At 58.2% G+C, this 20,090-nt stretch carries 13 protein-coding genes and 3 tRNA genes; 3 read left to right on the forward strand and 13 right to left on the reverse strand.

Annotated elements, in window-relative coordinates:
• Positions 1–8 precede the first annotated feature (8 nt).
• The gene (locus tag BM036_RS01130) at positions 9–3,128 is read left to right on the forward strand and encodes an error-prone DNA polymerase (protein WP_091848670.1); all 3,120 of its coding nucleotides are present in this window, start codon (positions 9–11) and stop codon (positions 3,126–3,128) included.
• Positions 3,129–3,697: 569 nt separating this feature from the next.
• Here the strand turns inward: BM036_RS01130 and BM036_RS01135 are convergent.
• The 4 genes from BM036_RS01135 to dbpA form a co-directional block, all read right to left on the reverse strand.
• Positions 3,698–5,035 (reverse strand): sodium ion-translocating decarboxylase subunit beta, encoded by a 1,338-nt coding sequence (locus BM036_RS01135; protein WP_091848388.1) that lies wholly within the window; start codon positions 5,033–5,035, stop codon positions 3,698–3,700.
• 13 nt (positions 5,036–5,048) lie between these two features.
• Positions 5,049–6,845 (reverse strand): sodium-extruding oxaloacetate decarboxylase subunit alpha, encoded by a 1,797-nt coding sequence (gene oadA, locus BM036_RS01140; protein ID WP_091848389.1) that lies wholly within the window; start codon positions 6,843–6,845, stop codon positions 5,049–5,051.
• A gap of 42 nt (positions 6,846–6,887) precedes the next feature.
• A complete protein-coding gene (locus BM036_RS01145; protein WP_091848390.1) occupies positions 6,888–7,139 on the reverse strand; it encodes an OadG family protein in 252 nt (83 codons plus the stop codon).
• A 226-nt stretch (positions 7,140–7,365) separates the two neighbouring features.
• Entirely contained in the window at positions 7,366–8,754 is a 1,389-nt protein-coding gene (gene dbpA / locus BM036_RS01150) for an ATP-dependent RNA helicase DbpA (protein WP_091848391.1), read from the reverse strand.
• Between the two features lie 101 nt (positions 8,755–8,855).
• Between dbpA and BM036_RS01155 the strand changes: the two genes are divergently transcribed.
• Positions 8,856–9,395, forward strand: coding sequence for a DUF2058 domain-containing protein (locus BM036_RS01155; RefSeq protein ID WP_091848392.1), 540 nt, complete (start codon positions 8,856–8,858; stop codon positions 9,393–9,395).
• A gap of 117 nt (positions 9,396–9,512) precedes the next feature.
• Here BM036_RS01155 and mrtJ read toward each other — a convergent pair whose 3' ends face one another.
• A complete protein-coding gene (gene mrtJ / locus BM036_RS01160; protein ID WP_091848393.1) occupies positions 9,513–9,974 on the reverse strand; it encodes a JDVT-CTERM system glutamic-type intramembrane protease MrtJ in 462 nt (153 codons plus the stop codon).
• Positions 9,975–10,152: 178 nt separating this feature from the next.
• Here mrtJ and BM036_RS01165 point away from each other — a divergent pair, with 178 nt between their 5' ends.
• Positions 10,153–10,617, forward strand: coding sequence for a hypothetical protein (locus tag BM036_RS01165; protein ID WP_091848394.1), 465 nt, complete (start codon positions 10,153–10,155; stop codon positions 10,615–10,617).
• A 76-nt stretch (positions 10,618–10,693) separates the two neighbouring features.
• Here the strand turns inward: BM036_RS01165 and BM036_RS20040 are convergent, their stop codons facing one another.
• The 8 genes from BM036_RS20040 to alaS form a co-directional block, all read right to left on the reverse strand.
• On the reverse strand, positions 10,694–12,316 hold the full coding sequence (locus BM036_RS20040; protein ID WP_218144744.1) for a choice-of-anchor F family protein: 1,623 nt from the start codon (positions 12,314–12,316) through the stop codon (positions 10,694–10,696).
• A gap of 590 nt (positions 12,317–12,906) precedes the next feature.
• The gene (locus BM036_RS01175) at positions 12,907–14,349 is read right to left on the reverse strand and encodes an alpha/beta hydrolase (protein WP_218144745.1); all 1,443 of its coding nucleotides are present in this window, start codon (positions 14,347–14,349) and stop codon (positions 12,907–12,909) included.
• A 393-nt stretch (positions 14,350–14,742) separates the two neighbouring features.
• Positions 14,743–14,819, reverse strand: a tRNA-Arg gene (locus BM036_RS01180).
• Positions 14,820–15,133: 314 nt separating this feature from the next.
• Positions 15,134–15,210: transfer RNA gene (locus BM036_RS01185), tRNA-Arg, on the reverse strand.
• A gap of 162 nt (positions 15,211–15,372) precedes the next feature.
• Positions 15,373–15,462: transfer RNA gene (locus tag BM036_RS01190), tRNA-Ser, on the reverse strand.
• Between the two features lie 172 nt (positions 15,463–15,634).
• Positions 15,635–15,835: a carbon storage regulator CsrA gene (gene csrA, locus BM036_RS01195; RefSeq protein ID WP_091848396.1), complete on the reverse strand. Its 201-nt coding sequence runs from the start codon at positions 15,833–15,835 to the stop codon at positions 15,635–15,637.
• A 184-nt stretch (positions 15,836–16,019) separates the two neighbouring features.
• The gene (locus BM036_RS01200) at positions 16,020–17,252 is read right to left on the reverse strand and encodes an aspartate kinase (RefSeq protein ID WP_091848397.1); all 1,233 of its coding nucleotides are present in this window, start codon (positions 17,250–17,252) and stop codon (positions 16,020–16,022) included.
• 192 nt (positions 17,253–17,444) lie between these two features.
• The gene (gene alaS / locus BM036_RS01205) at positions 17,445–20,075 is read right to left on the reverse strand and encodes an alanine--tRNA ligase (RefSeq protein WP_091848398.1); all 2,631 of its coding nucleotides are present in this window, start codon (positions 20,073–20,075) and stop codon (positions 17,445–17,447) included.
• Positions 20,076–20,090: the final 15 nt, after the last annotated feature.

Here is a 20,090-nt window from a genome sequence, read left to right on the forward strand (position 1 = left end):
GCAAGGCCATGAGCTACGCCGAACTGCACTGTTTCAGCAACTTCACCTTCCTGACCGGTGCCTCGCACCCCCATGAACTGGCGGAACAGGCACTGACAAACGGCTACCAGGCCCTGGCCATCACCGATGCCTGCTCCGTAGCAGGCATCCCCCGGGCCTGGCAGGCACTCAGACACACCAAGCTGGCCCTGATTACCGGCAGTTATTTTGAGCTGGAACCCTCAGCCCCGGATGCCCCCGGCCTTCGATTGATCCTGCTGGCCTGCACTCGCCAGGGCTACGGCCAGCTTTGCCAGCTGATCACTCTCGGGCGTCGCCGAGCCCCCAAGGGACATTACCAGCTGGTTCCGGAAGACCTGGACACACAGCACCTGGACGACTGCCTGTGCCTGTGGCTACCCCCAGCCACCCGCGAAGTCAGTTTTACCGGTGCACTGCAAGCCGGAGAATGGCTCCGCGACCGGTTCCCCAACCGCTTCTGGCTTGCCGCCAGCCGCACCCTGGAGTCCGGTGAAGAGCAGCAACTTCATCGCATACGTGCCCTGTCCAGACAACTGGCACGCCCCATAGCAGCCACAGGCCATGTGCACATGCATGACCGGCAACGCCAACCCCTGCAGGACGTTCTCACCGCCATTCGCCATAACACCAGCCTGGAACAGGCCGGGCACCGGCTGTTCCAGAATGGCGAGCGTTACCTGAGGCCCATACCGGTCATTCGACGACTGTTCCCGACTGAGTGGATTAACGAAACCCTCGCCATTGCCGAACGGTGCACCTTTCGCCCCGGCGAACTGCGTTATGAGTACCCCGGCGACCTGGTGCCACCGGAGGAAACCCCCGCCAGCTGGCTGCAAGCCCTGACCCGTCAGGGGGAACAACGACGATTCCCGGAAGGTACCCCGGCACACATACAGGCCCTGATTCGAAAGGAACTGGGCCTGATCCGTGAAATGGAATACGAGCATTACTTTCTCACCATCCATGACATCGTCAGCTTTGCCCGTCGCCAGGGCATCCTCTGCCAGGGCCGGGGCTCCGCCGCCAACTCGGCGGTGTGCTACTGCCTGGGCATTACCGAGGTAGATCCCCGCCAGATCGAGCTACTGTTCGAGCGGTTCATTTCCAAGGACCGGGACGAGCCACCGGACATCGACGTGGATTTCGAACACGAACGCCGGGAAGAAGTCATCCAGTACATCTACCAGCGCTACGGCCGGGAACGGGCAGCCCTGGCGGCCACTGTTATCCGCTACCGCCCCCGTAGCGCGATCCGGGACGTGGGCAAGGCCCTGGGTTTTGATCCCGCCCAGGTGGAGCAACTGCTCAACGGCATCGACTGGCGGGACCGGGAAACCGACTGGCGAGGCCAGATCCTCGACAAGGGCCTGACCCGCCACAAGCGGGTTGCCAACCAGTTCTTTACCCTGGTAAATACCCTGCTGGGTTTTCCCCGACACCTGTCGCAGCATGTGGGTGGTTTCGTCATCAGCTCCGGCCCCCTGTCGCAACTGGTACCCACTGAAAACGCAGCCATGGCTGACCGTACCGTCATCCAGTGGGACAAGGATGACCTGGAAAGCCTGGGGCTCATGAAAGTGGACGTGCTGGCCCTGGGCATGCTGACCGCCATCCGCAAATCCCTGACCCTGATCAGTGAGGCGCAAGGCGAGCCCTTTACCCTCCAGCACGTGCCCCGGGAAGACAAGGCCACCTATGACATGCTCACCACCGGCGACAGCATCGGTGTCTTCCAGGTGGAATCCCGGGCCCAGATCAACATGCTGCCCAGGCTGAGGCCTGAGAAGTTCTATGACCTGGTCATTGAGGTAGCCATAGTGCGCCCCGGCCCCATCCAGGGCGATATGGTCCACCCCTACCTGAAACGCAAACACGGGCTGGAAGCGGTCACCTACCCCAACGAGGAAGTCCGGGGGGTGCTGGAACGCACCCTGGGCGTACCCATTTTCCAGGAACAGGTGATCAGGCTGGCCATGGTGGCCGCCGGTTTTACCGCCGGTGAAGCCGACCAGCTACGCCGGGCCATGGCCGCGTGGAAGTCCCATGGCGACCTGACGGTGTTCCGGGAAAAGCTGATCAGTGGCATGCGGGAACGGGGCCACAGCGAAGACTTTGCCGAGCGCCTGTACCACCAGATCTGTGGCTTTGGCGGCTATGGCTTTCCCGAGTCCCACGCCGCCAGCTTTGCGTTGCTGGTCTATGTCTCGGCCTGGATCAAGCGTCATCACCCGGCGGCCTTCTATTGCGGCCTGCTGAACAGTCAGCCCATGGGGTTCTACTCCCCCTCCCAGCTAATCCAGGATGCCCGCCGGCATGACGTTGTGGTTTTACCGGTGGACGTTAACCACAGCCACTGGGACTACACCCTGGAAGGCTCCGATGGCCGCCTCCGGGTCGGCTTGCGGCAAGTACGCGGACTGAACCACCAAAGCGCCGAGACCTTGTGTCGGCAACGGCCACCTGGCGGCTATACCAGCGTGCAGCAACTCCGCCAGCGCACTGCCCTGCCGCAGCGGGACCTTGAACTGCTGGCCGGGGCCAATGCCCTTGCTGCCATCAGCGGTCACCGGCACCAGAGTTACTGGGAGCTGCTGGGTCATGAAGAGGCGGCGCCTCTCTGGGTTTCGGAAGACGGGGAAGATCAGTCGTATTTGCCCGGCAGTGACAGGGTTGACCTGCCGGCTCCGTCAGAAGGCCAGAATGTTCTGGCAGACTATGCCAGTCAGGGGCTTACCCTGCAGCGTCACCCGCTGGCCCTGCTGAGAGAGCAGGGGCACCTGCGTAACTGCCTGAACGCCCTGCAACTGAAAACCGCTGAACCCAATCGCCCGGTCCAGGTCGCCGGCCTGGTCACCGGCCGCCAACGCCCCGGCTCCGCCTCCGGTGTCACCTTCGTTACCCTGGAGGACGAGTTCGGCAACATCAATGTGGTGGTCTGGCTCAATACGGCCCGGCAGCAACGCAAGCCGTTGCTGACTTCACGGTTACTGCATGTGAAAGGCATTGTGGAACGGGAGGGGGACATTGTTCATGTCATGGCCGGGAAGCTTACCGACCTCGGCCACCTGATTCAGACCTTGCCGGTGCCTTCGCGGGACTTTCAGTAGCTCCTACGGCTTCTTGAGTTACTGCTAGTGTTGGCTGTGGGCTGTGGGCTGTGGGCTGTGGGCTGTGGGCCCCAGCTTGCAGGTTTTGGTGGAGGGGCACCAGGGTGGGGGATGCTTTCTCTGCCGCAATTCACGGCCCATCCCTGGGCCGGCCTTGCTCCGCGCCATCCATGGCGCTGCGACGAAAGCATCCCCCACCCTACTGCCCCAACTAACTCCCTCCGTGTCCGGAACATTTAAGAACAGAAAGGGTTTCATCTGGCGTCGCCTTACAACGGAGTCTAACTTCGCCCCAGCCAGGGGAGCTCATCCTTTCTCTTCTTTGTACCCTCAGGCGCGACGATATTCCCTTCGGACTGGGGGTATGGGTGGCCCTTTCGCAGCAGCGCCATGGAGGGCGCGGTGCAAGGCGGTCCATGGACGGACCGTGAATTGCAGCGGAGAAAGGGCCACCCATGCCCCCAGGCCAGGCACCCAAATTTGCCGACCAAGAAAACCACCAGACCAAAACAAGAAAACCCCGAAAGACTCAAAGTCTTTCGGGGTTTTCAGACTACCAGCTACAACAATCAGCCAAGCAGCTTGATCATGACACCGGCAGCTACCGCAGAGCCGATAACGCCGGCCACGTTCGGGCCCATGGCGTGCATCAGCAGGAAGTTCTGCGGATTGGCCTCAAGTCCAACCTTGTTGGATACCCGAGCTGCCATCGGCACCGCCGATACACCGGCAGAACCGATCAGCGGGTTGATCTTCTCCTTCACTATGGCGTTCATCAGCTTGGCCATCAGAACACCACAGGCGGTACCCACACCAAAGGCGACGATACCCAGCGCCAGGATACCCAGGGTCTGGGCATCCAGGAACTTGTCCGCCATCAGCTTGGAACCAACCGACAGACCCAGGAAGATCGTGGTGATGTTGATCAGGGCGTTCTGGGCAGTATCGCTCAGACGCTCGACCACGCCACATTCCCTCATCAGGTTACCGAAGCAGAACATGCCCAGCAGCGGCGCTGCATCCGGCAGGAACAGAACCACGGCAATCAGTACGACCAGCGGGAAGACGATCTTCTCCTTCTTGCTCACCGGACGCAGCTGGGTCATCTTGATGGCACGTTCTTCCTTGGAAGTCAGCGCCTTCATGATCGGCGGCTGGATCATCGGCACCATCGCCATGTAGGCGTAGGCCGATACCGCAATCGCACCAAGCAGGTGGGGAGCCAGCACACTGGACACGTAGATGGACGTCGGGCCGTCTGCACCACCGATGATACCAATAGCAGCCGCTTCCAGGATGGTGAAGTCCAGGATGCCCAGCCAGTCGAGCAGTGCAGCGCCCAATACCGTACCGAAGATACCGAACTGCGCGGCAGCGCCCAGCAGCATGGTTTTCGGGTTGGCCAGCAGTGGACCGAAGTCGGTCATGGCACCAACACCCATGAAGATAACCAGCGGCCCGATGGTGCTGCCGATAACAACCGAGTAGAAGTTATAGAGCATGCCATTGCCATACCCGAAATCCTGGGCAATGGAGTTGGCCAATGCCATTTCGGAATAGCTGGCCTCTTTCACAGCCACCTTGAATGCTTCTTTAAGCTCCGGTGTAACTGCCTGCCCAGCTTGATAGGCCACATCCAGCGGCGCTGCCAGCGCAGCCAGGATCTGAGTACTGCCACCGTCCTTCAATGCAAAGTGGATGGCATTTTCCGCCGCAGTCAGGGCAAGCCCTGCCTCCGGGATGTTCGCCAGGATGCCACCGAAGCCAATCGGCACCAGCAGCAACGGCTCAAAGCCCTTGCGGATCGCAAGGAACAGCAGCAGCAGACCGACGAGGATCATGATCGTCTGGCCCGCGGTTATGTTGAACAGGCCACTGCCTGTCCACAGCGTTAGTAATTTATCCATGGAATGCTGGCCCTTATGCGATTGTCAGCATTTCATCATCAGGGGAAACGGCATCACCGACCTTGACGAAGACTTCACCGACCGTGCCGGATTTGTTGGCGCGAACCTCGGTTTCCATTTTCATGGCCTCGAGGATGATCACCACATCACCTTCTTCCACCTGATCCCCGGGGGACACGTGAACCTTGAAGATGTTGCCACCCAGCGGTGCCAGCAGGGGCTCGCCCTCACCAGCAGCCGGGGCCGGAGCAGAAGCCGCCGGTGCGGATGAACCGCCCGCGCCACCTTTTGCTTCGATCTGGCTGATCTCACCACCTTCGTTCACGGCAACCACGTAGTCCTTGCCATTCACGTTCACGGTGTAGGTTTCCGGGCCGTCAGCTTTCTTCGCTGCAGCCGGGGCGACGTCGTCGGCACTGGGTACCGGCTCGAATGCATCCGGGTTATCACGGTTCTCGAGGAACTTCAGGCCGATCTGCGGGAACAGGGCGTAGGTCAGGACATCGTCCACTTCCTGGTCCGCCAGCTTAATGTTCTTCTCTTCCGCCAATTTCTTCAGTTCGTCGGTCAGCTTGTCCATCTCCGGCTCGATCAGGTCTGCCGGACGACAGGTCACAGGCTCCTTACCGTCCAGGACACGCTCCTGCAGTTCCTTGTTGAACTCTGCAGGGGCAGCGCCGTATTCACCCTTGAGGATAGCGGCGGTTTCCTTGGAGATAGACTTGTAGCGCTCGCCGGTCAGTACGTTCAGTACTGCCTGGGTGCCCACAATCTGGGACGTCGGGGTAACCAGCGGAATAAAGCCCAGGTCTTCACGAACCTTGGGGATTTCCGCCAGAACCTCATCGAACTTGTCGGTCGCGTTCTGCTCACGAAGCTGGTTTTCCATGTTGGTGAGCATCCCCCCGGGCACCTGGGCAATCAGGATACGGGAGTCAGTGCCACGCAGGCTGCCTTCGAACTTCGCGTACTTCTTGCGCACCTGGCGGAAGTAGCTGGCGATTTCTTCAAGCAGTTCCAGGTCCAGGCCGGTGTCGCGGTCAGTGCCTTCGAGGATGGCAACGACAGCCTCAGTGGGCGAGTGGCCATAGGTCATGGACATGGAGGAAATGGCGGTATCCACGTTATCGATACCGGCCTCGGCGGCCTTGATGGCGGTAGCCGTGGACATACCAGTGGTCGCATGGCACTGCATGTGAATGGGCACATCCAGTTCTTTCTTCAGGCGGCTGACCAGCTCATAGGCTACGTACGGTTTGAGGATGCCAGCCATGTCCTTGATGGCGATGGAGTCGGCGCCCATGTCGGCGACTTCCTTGGCCAGCTCTACCCACATATCGACGGTATGCACCGGGCTGGTGGTGTAGGGAATGGTGCCCTGGGCATGTTTGCCGGTCTTGCGGACAGCCTTGATGGCACGATCCATGTTACGGGGATCGTTCATGGCGTCGAAAATCCGGAACACGTCAACGCCGTTCTCGGCGGCACGCTCACAGAACCGGTCGACCACGTCGTCCGCATAGTGACGGTAACCCAGCAGGTTCTGGCCGCGCAGCAACATTTGCTGCTGGGTGTTGGGCATGGCTTTTTTCAGCTCGCGGATCCGTTCCCACGGATCTTCGCCCAGGTAGCGAATGCAGGAATCGAATGTGGCTCCACCCCAGGATTCCAATGACCAGAAGCCAACCTTGTCGAGCTTCTCGGCAATCGGCAGCATGTCGTCAAGCCGCATGCGGGTGGCCAGCAGGGACTGGTGTGCATCCCGCAGGATAACATCCGTAATCCCCAGTGGTTTCTTGGTGTCAGTCATCGTGTCAGCCTTCTGTTAAAAGGTTCTAGTGTTCTGCGCCGGTCACTTCTTGTGGCGTGACCGGTATTGTGCAATCGCTTTCTTTATTGCTTCCGCCGTGTCGGGATCAACCGCAGCGGGTGCAGACGCTTTGGCACGTGGCGTCCTGGCCGGTGTAGCCGGCTCGGGCGGTGCAAATCGACCAATCATCTTGGACATGAGGAGTGTCGCGAATACCAGAATAATCAGGAATACGAACACGAAACCCATGCCTGCGATCATCAGGTCGATCGCCTGTGACATCAGCTCACTCATAACATGTGCTACCTGTGTTGAATGAAATGACTTTCCTCTGACAGCGGTATTCAGCCCTTACAACGGTTGGAACTTAGACCATTGTCGGAGGCAAAATCCTGCGTAATTTACCGTTTTATCCATAGGGGAGCAACTAAACAACCCCTCGCAAGCCCGCATTTTTTCAGTATTCCCAAAAAAACAATGGGCAAAACCACGTATCAGCTTTACACCGTTGCCAGGCCTCTCAAAGGCCCGGCCCGAGCGCCCTCACGCGGAACCGGCGACCCTTGATTCGCCCCTGCTCAAGGCGCTTGAGGGCCTTGTCAGCCACCGCCGAATCCACGGCCACAAAACTCTGATAATCCTGAATGGTAATCTTTCCCACCACTCCGCCGGGCAGTCCCGCCTCGCCGGTCAGTGCACCCAGGATATCGCCGGGACGGACTTTCTCCTTTCGGCCACCGGCAATGCAGAGCGTTACCCGTGCGGGACGCCATGGTGCCGGGGTGGCCGAAACCAGGTCACTGGCATCCAGTGGCTCGATTCCATGCCCCCGAACCTGCTCCAGGCGGGCGATCTTGTGCGCCCCGGACGGGCTGAAAAAAGTGACGGCGACCCCCTGGTTGCCGGCCCGGCCCGTCCGACCAATCCGGTGGGTGTGGGTCTCCGGGGAGCGGGCTGGCTCCATATTCACCACCAACGGCAGGTCATCGATGTCCAGCCCCCTGGCGGCCACATCCGTTGCCACCAGGATGGGGCAACTCTGGTTGGCAAACAGGATCAGCACCTGGTCCCGGTCTTTCTGGTCCATGTCCCCATGCAATGCCGCTGCCCCAAAGCCCTGTTGAGTGAGGAACGAGACCACGTCGTCACACTGCTGTTTGGTGGCGCAGAACACCAGGCAGGAGGACGGCTGCTGCGTTGATAAAAGACCCGCAAGCGCCTTTTGCGCCTGGCCCTCGGGAACCTCGTAAAAGACCTCCCTGATCGCCAGGGCCGAAGCCTCAGCACCGGCCTCAACGGTGACGGAAACCGGGGTCTGCTGATAGCGTTCGCTCAGCTGCCGAACGTGCTCCGGCCAGGTCGCAGAGAAAAGAAGCGTCTGTCGACGCTCCGGAGACCTCGCCACGATCGCGTTTACAGCCTCCTCAAACCCCATATCCAGCATCCGGTCTGCTTCGTCCAGTACCAATGTCTGCAACCGGTCCAGCGTCAGCGTGCCCTTGTCAAGATGGTCCTTTACCCTGCCGGGCGTACCCACAACAATATGGGCACCATGACTCAGCGAGCCAATCTGGGGACCGATTGGCGTACCGCCACACAGGGTAAGCACCTTGACGTTATGCCTGCTGCGAGCCAGCTCACGGATCGCTCGCGCAACCTGGTCAGCAAGCTCCCGTGTCGGGCACAGCACCAGCCCCTGGACCGCGAACCGGCGGACGTCCAGTTTCTCGACAAGGCCTATACCGAAGGCGGCTGTTTTGCCCGACCCGGTCCGGGCCATGGCAATTACGTCCTGGCCGGCAAGAACTGGTGGCAGCGCCTGCTGCTGGATAGGTGTTGGCTCGGTAAAGCCCAGGTTCCCGAGATTGTCGAGCATGGCCTGAGACAGGCCGGAAATCTGAAAAGACATAGTGGAGGAATCCGGAAAGACGGGAGGTTACGGCGGAGGCCATGAGCCCCGTATAATACCGTAACTACGAACCAGATTCAGAAACATCAGCAGGACCCACCATGGCTTCATTACAGGACCAACTGCTCAAGGCCGGCCTGGCCGATGAGAAAAAGCTCAAACAGCTGCAGAAGGAAAAGAAAAAGCAGCGCAAACAGCAACCCAAGGGCGCCATCCAGACTGACGAAGGCAAGCTGCGGGCCCAGCAGGCCCGCCAGGAGAAGGCCGAGAGGGACCGGCAACTCAACCAGCAACGCAACGAGGAAGCCCGCCGGAAGGCCATAACCGCCCAGATCCGTCAACTGGTGGAAACCAATCGCCTGGACCGAAGCCGCTGCGATGTGGACTACCAGTTTGTCCACGGCAAGAAGATCAAGAAGATCCTGGTGGACGATACCATGACGGACCAGCTGGCCCGTGGCCGCCTGGCCGTAGTTATCGTCAATGAAAGCTATGAGGTGGTGCCGGAAGCGGTCGCCCGCAAGATCATGGAACGCGACGAAGAAGTAGTTGTGGTGTTGCATGATCGCAACAGCCAGGCCGACAAGGATGAAGACGATCCCTATGCCGGGTATGAGATCCCGGATGACCTGATGTGGTAAATGGCTGCGGACGGCTCCGGGAGACCGTCTCAGGCCGCCTGCCCCGGCCATCACTCCGGGGTCGAACCGAACCCTGGTGATTACTGGTCACTGGAAGTCAGTTATTCCAGGTCCCGTTCAGGGCATACCAGCTACGAGGAACGTCCCGTTGAAAAGTACATGTAACAGAATGGGCATCCCGACCCCCTGATAACGCTCCCGAAAATACCCCAGCGCCAATGAAGGCAGCGCCACCGCCACCGCCCACCCCAAAGGTTGGTGAATAAGGTGGAGCAGGACAAACAACGCGCTTGTCACCACGTTTGCCGCGCTGATACCACCGAATGACTGGACAAAAAATGGCCACCGCAGAAGCTCCCCCTGGATAACGCCCCGGAAAAGCACCTCCTCCACCAGAGGGTAAATCACTAGGAATGCGGAAAGTGTCATTGCATCACCGAAATAGCCGGCGGCAAAACCATCCGGTAACAGCCAGTGCATCAACACACCGGTTACTGCGGTGACAACAAGAAGTACCAGGACCTGGCCATCTCGCCAGGGCCTGGGAGCTCCAGCGTCAATTACGCCATACCAGGTCATTTAACAGGTCCCTTTATTTCGGGCATCCAGTTTCAGGGAATCCTGTCCCATTGACAACGTTTACAATCCAGGCTGGCCATGCCAGGACTCAGGTGGCGAATAGGTATGAATGCCAACGCTCCTTGCCCAGCAGGTTGATCTAGACTCCAAGGGGTGTAACAGGCAAAGGAGCCGAACCATGAACATCAAAAGATCATTCGTGCGTACTGCCGGCGTAGCCCTGCTAGTCGGCATGACCAGCTTGCCCCTTGCGGCACAGGACGACGAACCGGTATTTGGCCAGCAACTGATGACCCAGCAGGAATTGCGGGAACATCGTCAGACCATGCGCGGCTTCAATACCAATGAAGAGCGCGCCCAGTACCGCGAGCTTCATCGTGAACGCATGCTGGAGCGTGCCCGCGAGCGCGGCGTTGAGCTCGGCAATGGTCCGGGCCAGGGCATGAGCCAAGGCCAGGGAGCCGGTCAGGGACAGGGCATGGGTCAAGGTCAAGGTCAAGGTCAAGGTCAAGGTCAAGGCCAGGGCCAGGGCAACCAGCAAGGCATGGGGACAGACCAGGGTAACCGCCAGAACAAGCAAGGTTCTGGCGGTGGCCAGGAATACCAGCCAAAAGGTTCCGGCCAGGGTGGCGGTAACCGGTAAACCTCGCCAACCATAAAAAAACGGGGCTGATCTCCAGCCCCGTTTTCCTTTATGCCTTTACTGACCTGTCGCAGACTCAGGCATCAGCACGACGTTTCCGCGCCCACAGACCCGCCAGCGCCAGCAGCACCATGCCAGGCAGTACCGGATCAAACGGCGAGCCCGGTCCACCAACGGTACAGCCACCACCACTGCTACTGGAGCGAGATGCGGGTGTTGCGGGTGTTGCCGGGATAGCCGGATCATCAACAAGCTCGTTCAGACCGGTGACTCGCATCGTGAACGTACAGCTTGTTTCGGTACCATCACTGGTACAGGTCGGCCAGGAAGCCGTATCGGTAACACTGATGGTCGTATTCAGGTTCACGTTGGCCAGGTCCTCAACCGGACCCTGCACGTAACCGGCAACACGCACCAGCTCACCCTCCGAGGCGTTAATCATCTCGTTCATGTCTTCGAGGGTCATCGTTGAGCCGTCTGCCAACTCGTAAAGACCTTCATCGCCGGCATCCGGAAGCCAGGTAGCGAGGGTGGAACCATCGGTGGTGTCTTCAACGGTTGGGGGATTATCCGCCCAGGTTTCGAAGTCAGCGATGGTTACCGCTTCACCGTCGATCAACACCCGGAAGGTGCCGTCGTAAAGCTCGGACGCCAGCAATTTCGACAGCGACAGGGCCGCAGGAGCGATATTGTCCGGGTCACCTTCGTCCAGTGTGTCAACTACCGGCCGAACGTTGCTCAGATCGTAGATGGTTGTATTTTCCCCTTCGGCATCGAAGGAAGTGCCATTCGGATCATAGATGGTGGCTGGCGCTGTCTCTGTACCACCTGCCAGAAGTATCGCTTCTATATCCACAGCCTCGAAGGTCTTCTCGTTGGTCTGCCAGTCTGTACCATCATTCCAGGCCAGCAAGATGGAATCGTTGGCCGGGTTGCCATCGTGGTCGATGAACCAGCCCGTCGGCACGTTGGCCAGGGCATTCCAGTCACCAAACAGCTCCGAATACTCGACTGGGATCACACCATCCGTTTCCATGGTGTCCTCATCAGAGGCCGTGGTGCCCTCTGTGAACGCCGCAATACTGGTACTGAAGAATGGCAGGCCTTCTACGCGGCTACCGCCGAACAGACCACCAGGGTACTTGCCGATGGGGCCAATAGAGAGTTTGCTGGCCCCGTCCGCAGCCATGCCGAAGGACAGGCCATCTTCCGCTGAAGAAGGTGTGAAATCGTTGCCCACGCCAAAACCGGTTTCAATCCGGAAGGCCTTGAGGCCGCCCTCTACCAAATTTGTGGTATCCGTCAGGTTGGAGAACTTGCCGATCACCCGATACAGTTTCGAGGCATCATCGGCGGATACATTGAACACGAGATCAATCGGGCCGTTGGTTTCCGTTGTCTTCAGCTTGAAGCGCTTTCCGGAATCACCAGGCGCCTGGCAATTCACCTCAAGGTCAGGCTGGGCCATGATGCAGCCGGCGAACTGATAAACCTGCTCATCAATGGTGCCGTTGAAGGCCTCGTTATAGACCGAGATCCCCAGCCCGATTTCACCACTGTCGTTAACCGGGTCGAGCCAGCCGAAGCTCGCAGTACCCGCTGTATCGGTATAGATCAATGTCTTGCCTTCCACTGGCGGGACAGCGAGGTTATCGGTGTTGACACTGTCTACTGTTGCCGCGAACGGCTGCTGGCGCAACACCCAGAGCCGAACACATAACCGCACAGGCCAGCGGTTGCCTCACAAACCGTCTCGTCATTTTTGTCATAGAGCTTACCCTTGGGAGTTCAGATTTTTCGGATACCACGGCATAACGTTAGATAGCACTCGCATGAATACCAAAATAACGTTTTGGAATAAGCGACAAGCGGATAAGATTCAGATGAGTTTATTACTCATAGTGACGAGAGCGGTTTAAACCGGACATTGCTCGCCGTTGGCGTTAAATAATCGAAAGAACGCGGATTTATTAACTTTTAGCCACATTATGACGCAGCACAAGGAATACCCCTCATATAGGGCCGGGAGACCCCAAACCGCTTGAAGAGTACCAGGACAGGGGTGTGACAAATTGACGCAGGCATGAAGCGCCCTCAGGGGCGTGGCTTATCAGGGGGGAGATCAACGAAAGTTATCACGTCTGGCGCCTGTCTCTCGCACCAGCAAAACCATCAGGAATTAACTTGGGGCGTGGCCCATGCAGGTTACGGACTGCTGGGTATTCTGGCGAGATGAGATAACAAGGCCCTTGAGAATGGACCTTGCTATCAGCTTACAGTACCCGGTTCTCAGTCACACTGTGGCAGAGCCGCACGTGAAGGTGTTGAAGCATCGTTGATCGTATAGTCACATCCATACTGATCGTCAGCAACGACCTCCGGATCGAGCACGTCATCACCACCTGGCCTGATACCGAAGTTCACCCAGGTCACAAGGTCCACAAGCGCTGTGGAGAACTCCGAACCGGAGAAACCGCAGTGCCCGGGAGCACGAATGGCCCTCTGAACGAGAAGATCCTGACTGCCATTCGCTTCAGCGCCCTTACGGTAGAGCTGTTGATGCACGAACGGAACGAAAAAGTCGCCCAGGGTATGCATCGTTAAAACGGGGACATCGAAGTCGCCCTGAACCAGCGGCATCCAGCGCACACTGTCATCCTGAATGGGATTAACACCCTTGTCCGCAAGGAAGCGACCAACTTTTGCCGTTAAAGCCCTCTCCTGACCGGTAAAACGCGGTCCATCCGTCCACCGGTAAACCCGGTCGGTATTGTCGTAGAAGTCCTTTGCAAGAATACCGGTAATAGTGCCATCTGCTCCCCCGGTTCCCAATACAGCACCCTGCCATACGGGGCTACTGAAACCTTCGTCAAATATTGGCCGTTCGCCGCCCGTCAGGTTCATCGCAATATCTTTCAGACGCTGGCCCGCTTCATTCTTGGGAACAAACGCATCTTCACCGCTGGTGGCTACAAACAGATTTGAAACGATCGATGGCAGGTTCTGCTGAAAATCTTCATAAGGCAAGTGCCCCAGTCCCGCGAGCTCCTGCGCCACCCGGTTGTAATCACCTAACCAATAGAACTGATTCTGCTCAGCCTGACAAAGCGGCAACGCGCCCTCGTAGGCCACCGGATAACGTGCTGTTTCAAGCGTTTCGCGCTCCACCGCTGCGGCTGCAGTGTGGCCACCCATGGAAACACCAGCGATGAGATATTGGTTGATATCTCCGTGATCGACACTCCAGTCGTTGCGTAATATGTCTGTCAACTCAAGTGCAAGCCGGTTGGTATCCTCTACGGCTGCCCTGACGTCGTAGTAGTTGGCAGAATAGGATGACGCTGCCCAAGCATACCCGAGCGCAAGTGCAGTGTTTCGGAAGGCCAGGTTCGGCACTTCAGGCGTAACCACCGAACTTTCACCACGGAAGCCATGTGCGTACATGATGACGCCGCCATGCCAGTTCTGGGGAAATTCTGCCGTATAGGCAGCTGGTCCCTGAATCCCGGTATAGGTTCCCCAGTAGGCCGACGCCCCTGGTAGTGCTTCGAATGACAGCTCTGCTGCAACAGTGAACTCCCTGCTGTCGTGCTCCCGGACGAGATCCTTGTTGACACCCCAGCCAATACCCTGACCCTGGTTTCCAACAGAGTTTTTTGCCTGCAGAACAGGGCTTGCAAGTCCGATTGCGGCAGCACAGGCTACTGTCAGGATAGTTTTATTATGACTCATTCCATCTCTCCACTTTGTTTTTATGCTTCAACCCTTACCTATTCCACTGTGCGGAACATTATTTTGTATCCGTATGTAACAAAGTAGGGCAGATTTGTTAAAGGGGCAAGAGGACATTTATTGTCTTTTACATTCAGTTTAAGGGGGCACAACGAAAAACGCCGCAGCCAGAGGGGTGCTCCAGACTGCGGCGTTTCTATATAAATGGCGCGGCTGGGAGGATTAGGCGGGCCTGCGGCCCTTCCCCTTCGGGGCCGTCGTCGCGTTGCTCCGACGTTCCTCCGTGCGCTTTGCGCACTCCGGTCGAACCTCTATCGGTTCAAATCCTCCCAGTACACTACGAAAAACGCCGCAGCCAGAGGGGGGCTCCAGTCTGCGGCGTTTCGTTGTAAGTGGCGCGGCTGGGAGGATTCGAACCTCCGACCGCCTGGTTCGTAGCCAGGTACTCTATCCAGCTGAGCTACAGCCGCGCATCAAACTTTACTCTCGGTCGATCTCTCGACCGCCTGGTTCGTAGCCAGGTGCTTTATCCAGCCGGCCGGCGCTCCGGTGAGCTACAGCCGCGCAAAAACTTGGTGGACAACTCCGGGCAACGTTTGGCGTTGCCTTCCGCCGGGAGGATTACTCGGGCCTGTGGCCCTCGCCCCTTCGGGGTCATCGTCGCGTTGCGTCGACGTTCCTCCGTGCGCTCTGCGCACTCCGGTCGAACCTCTTCCGGTTCGAATCCCATCGTACTCCGGGACTTGTCGCATACTCCGGGTTTACGATGCGATTTTGCAATAAGTGGCGCGGCTGGGAGGATTCGAACCTCCGACCGCCTGGTTCGTAGCCAGGTACTCTATCCAGCTGAGCTACAGCCGCGCATCAAACTTTACTCTCGGTCAATCTCTCGACCGCCTGGTTCGTAGCCAGGTGCTTTATCCAGCCGGCCGGCGCTCCGGTGAGCTACAGCCGCGCATCAAACTTTTGGTTAGGCGCTACCCCGACCTGTCGCCACTTCCCTTCTATTTATAGCGAAGAAAATGGCGGAGAGGGAGGGATTCGAACCCTCGGTACGATTGCTCGTACGGTTCCTTAGCAGGGAACTGGTTTCAGCCACTCACCCACCTCTCCGTGACAACGGCGCGTATACTACCATAATTTTTCTGTTTTCATAGGGTTGACAGGGAATTTTTCTGACCGGTTTTATGAACTGGCTTTACGCCCACAAAAAAACCGCCACACCAGACGGTTGCAGCGGTTTTTCAGTCAGTTTCCACCAGCGAAGACAGAAACTGCTACTTACTTAGTGATTACCGGGCTCCGGGCCTTCCGGTTCGCCTTTCTCACTCTGGATACGCTGATAGATTTCCTCACGGTGGACAGCCACTTCCTTCGGGGCATTCACACCAATACGTACCTGGTTACCTTTTACACCCAGCACGGTTACGGTGACTTCGTCACCAACCATCAGGGTTTCGCCTACACGGCGGGTCAAGATCAACATGTCCTTTACTCCCTATTCCAGAGCTACCTGTTCCGACTTGAACAATTAGTTATAACTATATAACGGGATTTACCAAACCAGCAGTCGAATAATCCCTTACAGGCAATCATGAGACGACCATGGAACCGGTTTGGTTCCCGCTTTGTGGCGAGACCCTGGCGGACCGACCTGTTTATCCGCCGTTTCAGGCCTCTGTCTCGGCCTTGTGCAGGTCAAAGGCACTGTGTAGCGCCCTGACTGCCAGCTCAAGATACTTTTCATCGATCACCACCGACACCTTGATTTCAGAGGTGGAGATCATCCGGATATTGATGCCCTCATTGGACAGCGCCTCGAACATGCGGGTTGCCACACCGGCGTGGGAGCGCATGCCCACACCTACAATGCTCACCTTGGCAATCCTGTCGTCCCCGTTCACTTCGCGGGCACCCAATTCATTCGCCAGTTGCTCGAGGATCTCCCGGGTACGCCGGAAGTCATTGCGATGCACTGTGAAGGTAAAGTCAGTATGGTTATCGGCACCGACGTTCTGGACAATCATGTCGACTTCGATGTTGGCATCGCTCACCGGCTTGAGTATGCGAAGGGCAATACCGGGTGTATCAGGTACACCGGCAATGGTCAGCTTGGCTTCGTCTCGGTTAAATGCAATTCCGGAAACAACCGGTTGTTCCATGGCGCTTTCATCCTCAAAGGTAATCAGGGTGCCCTCGCCTTCCTCAAAGGAGGATAGCACCCGCAACGGAACATTGTACTTGCCGGCGAATTCGACGGCCCGTATCTGCAGAACCTTGGAGCCAAGGCTCGCCATTTCAAGCATTTCTTCAAAGGTAATTCGGTCAAGGCGGCGTGCGGAGTCCACAACACGCGGATCGGTGGTATACACCCCGTCCACATCGGTATATATCTGGCATTCGTCCGCTTTCAGTGCAGCCGCCAGGGCCACTGCGGTGGTATCCGATCCACCGCGTCCAAGGGTGGTGATATTGCCCTTTTCGTCCACACCCTGAAAACCTGCCACAACAACCACACGACCCTTTTCCAGGTCACCGCGCATGTTGTGCTCGTCGATTTCCTGGATCCGGGCCTTGGTGTGAGAGCTATCGGTGCGAATACGCACCTGGGCACCGGTATAGGAGCGCGCGTCACAGCCCCGCTTCTGCAGGGCCATGGACAGCAAGGCAATGGTCACCTGTTCACCGGTGGAAACGAGCACATCCATTTCCCGGGGGGTCGGCTCTTCCATAATATCTTTCGCCAGGGCGATGAGACGGTTGGTTTCACCGCTCATGGCTGAAACCACAACCACGACATCGTGCCCTTGCTCGCGGAACCGGCACACCTTGTCCGCAACTGCTTCTATCCGGTCGGTGGAGCCGACGGACGTACCTCCGAATTTCTGAACCAGCAGTGCCATGATCTTCCCAAATTTCCTGGCGGGGGCCTTTTGCACCCCGGGAGATGACCAGCGACCCGCGACGAAGCTTCGACGACGGGTCTTCCCATATCAGACATCGGACAACACTCGTGTCCCGGCTGAAAAATCGCGGAATTATACCCCTACATCATAAGCAGATAACAGTAGCGCAAATGCAATTACTGTATCGGTTCAGCCAGCCTGCGACGCAACCCAGCCAGCCACGCCCTCAAGGGCTGCGGGCAAGGCAGCCGCATCGTTGCCACCACCCTGCGCCATGTCAGGTCGGCCGCCCCCCTTGCCGTCAACCTGCGCCGCCAGGTGCTTCATCAGGTCACCAGCCTTGACCCGGTCGGTGGCTGACTTGGTCACGCCGGCTACGAGGGTCACTTTGCCGTCTTCAACACTGGCCAGGACAACCACACCTTCACCCAGCTTGTTCTTGAGCTGGTCCGCGGTCTCCATCAGGGACTTGCGATCCGCTCCTTCCAGTTGCGCTGCGACCACTTTAAGCCCGGCCACCTCAACGGCTGAACCGGCCAGGTCCGCACCGGCAGAGCTGGCGAGCTTGCCCTTGAGCTGCTCTACTTCCTTTTCCAACAGACGGCTGCGATCCAGGGCACCCTGGACTTTTTCCACTACGGAATCGCGGGTGCCGCGAACCATTTTTGCCACGCGATCCAGGGTATTTTCCGTTTCAGTCACCCAGCGCAGGGCGCCAAACCCGGTCACTGCCTCAATACGGCGAACACCGGCCGAGATGCCGCTCTCGGAGGTGATACGGAACAGGCCGATATCCCCGGTACGGGCTACGTGGGTGCCACCGCAAAGCTCCACGGAGTAGTCATCGGACCCCATGCTGAGTACCCGCACCGTATCACCATACTTTTCCCCGAACAGGGCGATGGCGCCTTTTTCCTTCGCGCTGTCCATGTCCATCAGGTCAGTCTGGACCGGGGTGTTCGAAAGGATCTGTTCGTTGACCTGGCGCTCGATTTCCCGGAGCTGATCCTGGCTGACTGGCTCGAAATGGGAGAAATCGAACCGCAGCTTGTCCGGATCCACCAATGAACCTTTCTGGCCCACATGCTCACCCAGCACGTTGCGCAGGGCGGCGTGCATCAGGTGGGTGGCGGAGTGGTTCTTCTTGGTGTTTTCCCGACGCTGGTGGTCAATACGGGCATCAACCTCAAGGCCAGCAAAGAATTCCCCTTCCACTACCGTGCCGATATGCAGGTGGTTGTCCCCTTCCTTGCGGGTATCGTTGACCTGGAAGCGACCACCGCTCCAGGTCAGCAGGCCAGTGTCACCCACCTGGCCACCGGATTCGGCATAGAACGGTGTACGCTCGAGTACGATCACCGCCTCATCGCCGGCTTCGGCCGCTTTCTCCTCACCACCGACCAATACCGTACGGATGGTCTCGTGACCATCAATACGCTCATAGCCGGTAAACTCCGTGGTACCCTCAATACGAATGCCGGCAGCGTTGTAGTCGATGCCGAACTTGCTGGCCGCCCGGGCGCGCTCCCGCTGCTGCTCCATGGCCTTTTCGTAGCCCTCGTAGTCCAGGGTCAGGCCACGCTCGCGGGCAATGTCGTTGGTCAGGTCTACCGGGAAGCCATAGGTGTCATAGAGGGTGAAGATGGTCTCACCAGGAATTTCGGTACCCTCCAGGTCAGCAATGTCCTGCTCCAGCAGACGCAGCCCCTTGTCCAGGGTCTTGGCAAACTGCTCTTCTTCCTGCAGCAACACCTTTGCGATCTGCTTCTGACTGCTGCGCAACTGCGGATAGGCGTCGCCCATCAGTGATACCAACGCATCAACCAGTTTGTAGAAGAAGGGCTGCGTCGCGCCCAGCTTGTTACCGTGGCGGGCTGCGCGGCGAATGATACGGCGCAGAACAAATCCCCGGCCTTCATTGGAAGGCATGACACCATCGGCAATCAGGAAGGCGCAGGAGCGAATGTGGTCAGCGACGACCCGCAGGGAGGCCTCGGTAGTGGCTGCGCCGCCCAGCACTTCGGATGCTGACTTGAGAAGGTCCTGGAAGAGGTCGATCTCATAGTTGCTGTGAACACCCTGCAGCACCGCAGTAATACGCTCCAGGCCCATACCGGTATCCACGGAAGGCTTGGGCAATGGCAGCATGTCGCCATTCGCCTGGCGGTTGTACTGCATGAAAACCACGTTCCAGATTTCGATATACCGATCACCGTCTTCTTCCGGGCTCCCGGGAGGGCCCCCGGCTACCTCCGGACCATGGTCGTAAAAAATCTCGGTGCAGGGGCCACAGGGACCGGTATCGCCCATCTGCCAGAAATTGTCAGATGCATACCGGGCGCCCTTGTTGTCACCAATACGGACAATCCGGTCCGCCGGCACGCCAATCTCCTTGTTCCAGATATCATAGGCTTCGTCGTCATCGGCGTAGACGGTTACCCAGAGCTTCCCGGTTGGCAGTTTGAGCCATTGATCACCGGTCAGGAATGTCCAGGCGAAGTTGATGGCCTCGCGCTTGAAATAATCACCGAAGCTGAAGTTGCCCAGCATTTCAAAGAACGTGTGGTGCCGGGCGGTATATCCGACATTCTCGAGGTCGTTATGCTTGCCACCGGCACGCACACACTTCTGGGAGGTGGTGGCGCGAACGTAGTCCCGTTGTTCCCGCCCAAGGAAAACGTCCTTGAACTGGTTCATACCCGCATTGGTGAACAGCAGGGTGGGATCATCGTGGGGTACCAGCGAACTGCTCGGTACGATGGTGTGCCCCTGCTGCTCGAAATACTTGAGAAACGCCTGACGCAACTCTGCGGTTTTCATAGACCTTTGATACCT

Source organism: Marinobacter segnicrescens, assembly GCF_900111555.1.
Taxonomy (GTDB): Bacteria; Pseudomonadota; Gammaproteobacteria; order Pseudomonadales; family Oleiphilaceae; genus Marinobacter; species Marinobacter segnicrescens.